Below are 8,329 nucleotides of genomic sequence, written 5' to 3'. Positions count from 1 at the left end.
TCACCGGCCGCACCAAGGCCACGGACAGGTGCCACCCAACCATGACCCGGGCGTCGCCGTGCCGATCGACGGCGTCGTTCGACGCCGACGGCGGCCGGGAGGAACCATCAACGAGCACCATCGAGCCGCCTGAACGAATCCTTGAACCCGCTGGTCAGCAGCCGGAATCTAGTTTTGGCACCGTACAGGCTCCCGCACACCCGCCGACTCACCCCTATATCGAAGTGATCAACCGGTGATCGCCGCCAACCACGTTGGTGGATCAAGGCTTAGTCAAGGCGTGCGCAGACCACCCACAACTCATACTCCTCTGCCGTTACCCCGCATACGACATCCCCGGCCATCGACATTGCGACAAACTCCGGCTCGCTCGGATTCGGACCGAGGGCGTCGAGCGCCAGCGGCCCATCTGGCAACCGCACCGCCACCCAACCCCGGTCGTCGTCCTGCCTCGTCAGGCTGATCAGCAGAGTGCCATCGCCACCCGCCAAGCCACGCTCGTACACCAATCGGCGCCACTGTCGCTCCACCTGTTCCACTGCATCGTTCGCGGTAAGCGCGACCGACCATTCGGGGCGGGCTAGCGAACTGATGACCGGCTTCCAGGCCGCCTGCTCGGATGGCAGCCCTTCCGCCATGTCAAATGCTTCGAGCACCTGGAAACCAGCCGCTCTCAAACGACTTCTAGTCACTCACTCGCCATTCATTCTCGATTCGAACAGCCCTTACTCCCGATAGTACATGTGGTGTGACCCACCGATTGCGCCGTAACGCTCATACTCTTTGCCACCGCCCCAGCCGAAGTCGACTCCCAACTCGCTCGGATTACCCTTGGGCTGCCCAGCATGGAAGTGGGGATAAGGAGCATTCGGATCATTGGTGTGCTCCACAATCAAGCGTGATCCTACCCCGTCCATTTCATGCTGCTCGTAATTGCCATGCGTGCCCGGGTTGTCCTCGAACCGGTACCCCTCCTGTCCTCGGCGGGTCCGGTCACCGCCAACCTCCCAACGGAGATCAGGCTCCCTGCCTAGAGGCACGCCAGCCCTGGCGTGGGCAGCCGCGCGAGCCTCGGATTGCGTGTCGAAGGTCTGATTATCCGGTCCGCACTTCTTGTTGTTGTTGTGTACGAGGACTGGGGTGCCGCCGGCGATCACATAGTACGTGTGGATGTCGGCGATGGTGAGGTCGCGCATCTCCTTGGCGCCGAGCTTGTTCAGCACGGCGACGACGGTGACGGCGCCCTTGCCGCGGACAAGCAGCTTCGTGCCGGGCTTGAGGTCCTTGGCGTCGTCCCACTTGCGCTTGGTGGCGTTCCAGAACGGGTGGTGCCACGTCGTCTCGACCTTCGTGACCTTCCCGTCCTGGTCGCGGACGGTCAGGTCGGTCAGGTCCTTGTCGTCGTTGCGGTGCAGCTGCGTGACCTGCTTCGGCTCCGACTTCCCCGTGGTCGGCTCGGTCGCCATGACCTTGTCACCGACGTTGACGTCCTCAATCGGCCGGCTACTGCCATCGGCCATGAGCACCCTGGTCTTCGGATCGAAGCTGTGCCGACGGCCCGCAGCCCCACACGCAGCACCGCCACCACCGACCGAGATACCGAAGGCATTGCCACCACCAGCACCACCGCCGCTGGACGCCCCTCCGCCCCGGCGGTTGAGCAGGCTCAGGCCCGGGATCATGTTCTCCGCAGCGGCTCGCGGGTTGTAGCGGCCCGTGGTCGCGACCTGGCCGATGGCGTCCTCGACGGTGTTCTCCGCCGCCTCGGTGGCCAGCCGGCCCGCGAGGCCGGTGCCGACCTTGTTGGCCACGAGCGCACCGACCCGGCCGGCGATCGCGCCACCGGCGCCTCCGACGAGACCCGACAGCGCGCCCGTGCCCATGGAGCCGAGGGCGTCGCCGACGCTGTGGATGTCGCCCTGCGCGGCGTCCTTCGCCAGGTTGATCAACGCGCCCGCACCCACCATGCAGGCGATCGCACCCGCCCCGGCGGTGACCGCCGTACAGGCCAGACCCGCCAGGATCGCCCCACCGATCGCGGCGACCTCGATCAGGGTGTCCTTGTGTTCCTTCACCCATTTCTTCGTCGCCGCTGCCGCGTCCTTGACCTGACTGGCAGCCTTCTTGACCGCTCGTACCGTCTTCGCCGCGACCTTCTTGGCCGCCTGTTTCGCCTTCGCGGCAAGCTGTTTCGCGCGTTTCTTCGCCGCGGCGATCTTCTTCGACACGTACTTGCGGCCCGCGTCGATCTTCTTCTTGATCGCCTTCTTGGCCTGGTGGTACTTCTTCTTGACCGCCTTTTTGACCTGGTGGTACTTCCGTTTGACCTGCTGGACCTTCTTCTTCACCACCGCCTTGGCCTTGTGGGCCACCTTCTTGACGGTGCTCTTGGCCGAGTTGTACGCCGAATACGCGTACGACGACGTGTACGAATAGGCGCTGTACGCGTACGACGACGCGTACGACACCGTCGAGCGGACCGCGCTCACCGCCGAGGAGAACGCCTTCTTCAGGCCGCCCCAACCCCAGTGCCCCGTCGGGTCGGTGACGGTCAGTGGGTTCGCGTCACCGTACTGGTAACGGTTCGCGTTGATCGAATCCGGAACCGGACTGTTGTCCGCCGTGTCCCGCGTGTCGAACTGACCGGTCTCGGTGTTGTACCACCGCGCGTGCATGTTCACCCGCGAGGTCACCGCATCGGTCCACTCCGACTGGTAACCCAACTGCCCCAGCAGGCCGGCCGTGCCGACGACCTTGCCCAGCGGGTCGTAGCTCACCGACCCGGACAGGCTCGCCCCGGTCGCGGTGAACTGCCCCACCACGTCGGTGTGCAGGTCCGTCCACACCAGCCGCTGACTACCACCCGACGTGGTGCCGACCACCTCACCCGACGGACCCCGCACGTAACTCGCCGAAGCATCACCAGCCAGGTCGTTCGCCAACCCCCCATACGCAAACCCCGGCCGAATCGCCCGACCCAACCCGTCGTACGTATACGTCTGCGAACCGCCACCGCCCGCGGACTGCTGCGACACCACCTGCCCGAACGCGTCCGTGCTGGTCGCGATGCCGCCGGCCGAGGCGAGCGTCCCCCGCGCGGTGTACGTGTAGCTCGCACCATCGGCGGTCAACAGCCGGTTGCGCTGGTCGTACGTGAACAGCTTCGGACCGTTCTGCACCCGGTTACCGGATTTGTCATACGCATACACCGTCGTGGCGGTGCCGTTGTTCCACGACGTCAACCGGTCAGCCAGGTCATAGGTGTACGTGTTCGCCACTGCACCAGCGAACCCGGTGGTGGTCTTCTCCGTGATGTTGCTGTTCGCGTCCCACCCGTAGTGGATCTTCGCCAGCGAGGTGCCCGTCGACGACTTCAACTCGTCGTCGCTGAGCCGCCGCAGCGGGTCGTACGTGAAGTTGCGGCTGTTGCCATTGTTCCCGTACGTGATCTTGGTGAGCTGGGACAACGTGTTGTACGTGTACGCCATCTGCACGCCGGCCGTCGGGTTACTCAAGGTGGCGAGCCGGCCCGCGCCGTCGTACCCGTAGGAGGTGGTGCCGGCGGCGTCCGTGCGGGAGGCCAACCGGCCGTCGGCGTTGTAGCCGAACGACGAGTTCCCGGACGGCCCGGTCACCGACAGCGGCAGGCCGCGATCCTCGTAGGTGATCGTGTTCGTGCCGCCGGAGCCGGAGAACTCGGTCATCCGGCCCGCCCCGTCGTAGTCGAAGACGCGGTCCACGGTGGCCGCCTCGGCACCCGCACCGGACTGCCGGACCAACTGGCCCATGTCGTCGTAGGTCCTGGTGACCGTCACACCGCCGGGCAGCGTCTGCGTGACCGGCCGGCCGGCCTTGTCGTACGCGATGGTGAAGGTCCGGTCCGCCGCGTCCGGGTGGGCCGCCGTCGCCGGCTCGATCTGCGACTCCGGCAGGCCCCACGAGTTGTACGTGGTGTAGAAGGCGTTACCCCGACCGTCGGTGAACCGGGTGCGGTTGCCCTCGAGGTCGTAGCCGAACGTCGTCTCGATCGCATCGGAGGCGGAGATCGGCTGGATCTCCTTGGTCAGCGCGCCGGTCGCGTCGAACTCGAACGTGGTGGTCGTGCCGCGGGCGTCCGTGGTGGCGACCATGTTGCCGGCCCGGTCGTAGCGGGCCGACTGCGACGACAGCTTGACACCGGCCGGGCTGTACTCGGCGGTGTCGGTGGCCCGGTCCGCCATGTCATAGGTGACCGTGGCGTACGAGCCATCCGGACGGGTGGTACGGGTGGTCCGCCCCTCACTGTCGTAGGTGTAGCTGGTGACGTTGTTCGCGCCGTCCTTGACGGTCAACGGCTCACCGGCCGCGTTGAAGGTGGTGGTGCTGTTCACCCCCGCAGCCGACGTGACCTGGCTCGTCTGCTGCGCAGAGACGTCGTCGTAGGTGTAGGTGGTGGTGTAGTTGGCGCTCGCCTGCCGGACCACCTCGGTCGACGTCAGGGTGCGGCCCAGGTAGTCGTAGGTCGCCTCCGTCACCGCGCCCGTCGGGTCCGTCGTCGACAGGACGTTGCCCACGTCGTCGTACCGGTAGGTGGTGACCCCGTCGTTCGGCGCGATCTGCTTCGACACCCGGCCGAACTGGTCGTACTCGTAACGGGTGATCTTGCCGAGCGGGTCGGTCACCGACGTGACCTGACCGGCGTCGTCGTACGTCTGGGTCGTCTCCGCAACGATCGGGGTGCTCGACCCAGGCGGGGTGTAGCTCGGATCTGTCTGGGACACGACCCGGCCGGCGGCGTCGTAGCGGGTGACCGACCAGTTGCCGTTGGCGTCGCGGGTGTCGGTCGGCTCGTCGAACGTGTTGTAGCCGACCCAGCTGACCGCGCTGGTCAGCGCCGGAAGCTGCCCGGCCTGCTCGACCATCGCCGCCGGAGCGGTGGTCTTGACCAGGCGCCCTTCCTCGTCGTAGCCCTGGTAGGTCGTGTTGCCGTTCTCGTCCGTGATCGAGGTCGGCAGGCCGTCCTGGTCGACAACCTGGGAGGTGCGGATGACCTGGGCGTCGGCCGCCGGCGCCGTACCGGCCCTGAGCTGACCGATCTCGGTGGCCGAGAGCGCCTTCTGGTAGAGCTGGACGTCGCTGATCTTGCCGTTGAAGTAGTTGCCCCGGCTGCCGTTCCACCTGCCGACGCCGATCTCGACCGGCCCGGCGGTGGAGAACGTGCCGCTGACAGTGTTGCTGCCCTCCTGCACGCCGTTGACGTACAGGCGCATCGTCTTGGTCGGGGCGTCGTAGACACCGACCAGGTGGGTCCAGGTGTTCACCGCCGGGGTGCTCGTCGACGTCGCGCCGGGCGACGAGGCGTCCGCGACGTCGGCGGTACGCATGACGAACTTCCATTTGCCCGTGTCGTCGTAACGCAGGTCGAACGGGCTCTGCTGGGCGCCGGCGGCCCCGACGGCCTTGTAGGTCCTGGTGGTGTCGGCCAGGTTCAGCCAGGCCGCCACCGTGAAGCTGCGGTTGGTGTCCACGCCCGGGCCGGTGCTGGTCAGGCGGGTGTTGGTGCCGTTGAACACGGCCGAGCCGCCCCGCTCGGTGGACCAGGTGATCCCACTCGTGCCCGTCATCGGGTTGTTGCCGGCCGAGTCGGCGGCCTTCGTTCCGCTGGTCTCGGCCAGCTTCCACCGGGCGATCGGGGTCAGGTCCGTCGACGGGTACGTCGTTTCGGCGACCGCGCGGCCGGCGTTGTCGTACATGGCCTCGGAAGTGCCGGTGACCGTGTTGCCGTTCGCGCCGTCGGTGGAGACGCTGGAGACGACGTTGTCGTCGGCGTCGTACGTCAGCGTGGTGGTGCGCTTGAGCCCGTTCGGGTCGACGGTGGTGGAGATCGTCCGCCCGGCCGCGTCGTAGGTGGTCGCGGTGGTGGTGCGGCCGTTGTTGGTTTTCTCGGTCAGTTCGTTGCCGGCGGCGTCGTAGGTGGTCACCCTTCCCGACGACGCCGAGCCCTTCGAGATCACAGCCGCCCAAGCCCGCCAAGCAGCCCACGAATTCCTGCGCACCGGTGGACGCCGCACCAACGTCCAGTGGGTCGTCAAACCGTAGAGCTCGTGGTCTACTGCCTCGTCATGCAGCCATGAACGGGCAATCCAGGGTGACGAATCTTGGAGTTGATGGATCAGCCGCCCGATCGCGCACTCGCAGGCGGCTGCACCGCCTGCGAGCGTCGCGCCCCGACGCCCCTCATCAGCGCCGTCCGGCACTGACCGACACGGCGGTCCCTTGATTCCGCGTCTTGTCCGGCACACGTCGAGTCAACTCAAATGCGACTATCCGGGCACGCCCGTAGCGCCAAATGCCGGCTTTGCCACGTTACCCAGAGTCACAAAAAGACGATCGCCGCGGCCATCTGGTCACGACGATCGTCCAATGTACTCGTTGCGAGCATCTATTTTACCAGCTAACACCGTCGGGACGGCCGGATTCGAACCGACGACCCCTTGACCCCCAGTTACAATACAGTTGTGTCACGCCATGCTGGGCCATGCCGATAAGTGCGCAATTTAGGACAGCTCGACAGTGGCCGGCATCGCGATACCGACCTATGCCGGACCCTTTCCTCCCGGGACGTCAAGCCTGTGACCAGGGCCGTGACCACAACCAGTCAAGTGCACAGGCTGCCGCTTGGTGCCACCCAAACATCTGACCTTCTGACATTTCGACCACCTCCAACGAACTGGAGAACCACAGCAGCGCGATAATTAATAGCCGCAGATCACGATGACGCATCTCCCGTCTTCCCTTATCGACCACCCAAGGGGAATTTATCGGCCATGGCCCGAGTGTCGGCGCGACGTAATGCGTCGACCACCGACGCCTGGCCTCGTTACCACAATTCTCCTCGCCACCAACGAGTACCAGACAGGGCCGTTATCTGTACAGCCACATAGGAGCGGACCAGCCATCGCATGATTGGCAATAACCGTCAGGCGAGACCGATGTCCCGCGCGACAGCTCGCAACTCCTCAACACTTGGCGGCTTTCGAAATTCAGAGGACTCGGCAGGAAAGTAGTCCGGGAATAAGGGTAACCGGAGCCGACCCGTGTAGACCGAGGCCAGGAACTCGACAAGACCTCCGTCGAATGGATACCAAGCCGCGCTCCGAGCTCGGTTGACCGTGATTGTCCAGGTGGCCGGATCCTCCGGGAGTCTCTTCACCCAGAAGACCATGTCGGCGTCTTCTGTAACCGCCACCGGAAGCAGCGCTTCAGGCGAATAAGGAAAGTTCCCACCCTCTGAGCGACTGCGCCGCTCTAACAACTCACGCATCCCCGACGCTCTCGAAAGCAGACGTAACGCCTCGAACCGAGACTTCGGCTGCAGCACATGCAGGTAGTCGTCAAAGGTACCAGCACCATAGGTCCGCACGAGCCAGACATAATCGGCAGGAACGGCTGAGCCGAGGCGTCGCTCGAGTTCACTCCAGTCGCCGAAGGTCAGGGGATTAGACGGCGGGGAAACAGCACTGACAAGATCATCGAAGGCATCCGTCACATGTCCTAAAATCTTCGTCACCAACGCCGAACATTCCAGCCAGATTAGGCATCTGACATCAGCTGTGACAGCAAGCGTGGCACAAGACCACGCAACTCAACGCACAGCTAGGTCGGGCGCCCAATTATCGGACTACCTTGTTGCGTTGTTCGCTTGAACACAGACTGCATGACTGAACCATCACGTCCCTGAATGAGGAGCAGGTGCTGGCCCGCCTTGGTTGGCACCGGCGTCTACATCAACTACCTGAACCCGGGCCAGCACGACTGGGGCAAGCGCCTACTACGGCGTCAACCTCCCCCGCCTCCGCACCGTCATCAGGAATACGACCCCGACCGGATCTTCGACATGCCCCAGTCGGTCCTGCACGCCTGACGGGCCAGCGGCCGCCCCAAACTCCTCCTGAAGAGCGCAAAGCTGGGCGGGATTCACGTGATGCACATCCCAGACCAGCTCTGCCGCCGCCGATCCAGCCGCCGGCCCCGTTTCCAGTGTGCAGGATCATGTTGTTGGAGCTGTTACGGGAGATCGTCGACGTTGCCGTCACCGCTAAAGTCTCACGGCCGAAGATCACGTTGGCAGCGCCGAAGGCGATACCGATCTGCTCACTGGCCCCCGTGGCGAACCCGTCCGTGCCGTTGCCGCAGATCATCCACAACGTGCCATCGGAAGCCTTGCGCCACAGCATGTCCGGCTTGCCGTCACCAGAGAAGCCACCCGGAGACAACACGTCAATCGCCGCGTTCCAGTCCGCCCCGCCACGCAGCAATTTCACCCGACTATAATCGTCGCCCGCCAGCC

Annotated in this window: 6 protein-coding genes; 3 read left to right on the top strand and 3 right to left on the bottom strand. The window is 65.0% G+C overall.

Annotated features, from left to right (window positions below):
• On the top strand, positions 1-239 hold a 239-nt coding region (locus ACGFIZ_RS27570), incomplete at its 5' end, for a hypothetical protein (protein WP_393423961.1).
• Between the two features lie 30 nt (positions 240-269).
• Here the strand turns inward: ACGFIZ_RS27570 and ACGFIZ_RS27565 are convergent.
• Together ACGFIZ_RS27565 and ACGFIZ_RS27560 are read right to left on the bottom strand one after the other, a co-directional pair.
• The gene (locus ACGFIZ_RS27565) at positions 270-638 is read right to left on the bottom strand and encodes a hypothetical protein (RefSeq protein ID WP_393423958.1); all 369 of its coding nucleotides are present in this window, start codon (positions 636-638) and stop codon (positions 270-272) included.
• Between the two features lie 87 nt (positions 639-725).
• Positions 726-5,960 carry a LamG-like jellyroll fold domain-containing protein gene (locus ACGFIZ_RS27560; RefSeq protein ID WP_393423955.1) on the bottom strand — a complete coding sequence of 1,745 codons (5,235 nt, stop codon included), beginning with the start codon at positions 5,958-5,960 and terminating at the stop codon, positions 726-728.
• Between ACGFIZ_RS27560 and ACGFIZ_RS27555 the strand changes: the two genes are divergently transcribed.
• The gene (locus ACGFIZ_RS27555; RefSeq protein WP_393423952.1) at positions 5,953-6,078 is read left to right on the top strand and encodes an Imm1 family immunity protein; all 126 of its coding nucleotides are present in this window, start codon (positions 5,953-5,955) and stop codon (positions 6,076-6,078) included. The two genes, ACGFIZ_RS27560 and ACGFIZ_RS27555, sit on opposite strands and share 8 nt — an antisense overlap.
• Positions 6,079-6,958: 880 nt before the next feature.
• Here ACGFIZ_RS27555 and ACGFIZ_RS27550 read toward each other — a convergent pair.
• Positions 6,959-7,552 carry a hypothetical protein gene (locus ACGFIZ_RS27550; RefSeq protein WP_393423949.1) on the bottom strand — a complete coding sequence of 198 codons (594 nt, stop codon included), beginning with the start codon at positions 7,550-7,552 and terminating at the stop codon, positions 6,959-6,961.
• 479 nt (positions 7,553-8,031) lie between these two features.
• Here ACGFIZ_RS27550 and ACGFIZ_RS27545 point away from each other — a divergent pair, with 479 nt between their 5' ends.
• Positions 8,032-8,313, top strand: a complete 282-nt coding sequence (locus tag ACGFIZ_RS27545) for a hypothetical protein (protein ID WP_393423946.1) — start codon at positions 8,032-8,034, stop codon at positions 8,311-8,313.
• Positions 8,314-8,329 lie beyond the last annotated feature (16 nt).

The organism is Micromonospora sp. NPDC048830, assembly GCF_043198215.1.
Taxonomy (GTDB): domain Bacteria; phylum Actinomycetota; class Actinomycetes; order Mycobacteriales; family Micromonosporaceae; genus Micromonospora.
The sequence above is the reverse complement of the archived record's forward strand: the minus strand, read 5'-3'. Positions and strand labels throughout refer to the sequence as shown.

Coding starts and splice junctions, on each gene's coding strand:
- ACGFIZ_RS27565 (WP_393423958.1), bottom strand. CDS start 638: ATGGCGGAAGGGCTGCCATCCGAGCAGGCGGCCTGGAAGCCGGTCATC.
- ACGFIZ_RS27545 (WP_393423946.1), top strand. CDS start 8,032: ATGTTGTTGGAGCTGTTACGGGAGATCGTCGACGTTGCCGTCACCGCT.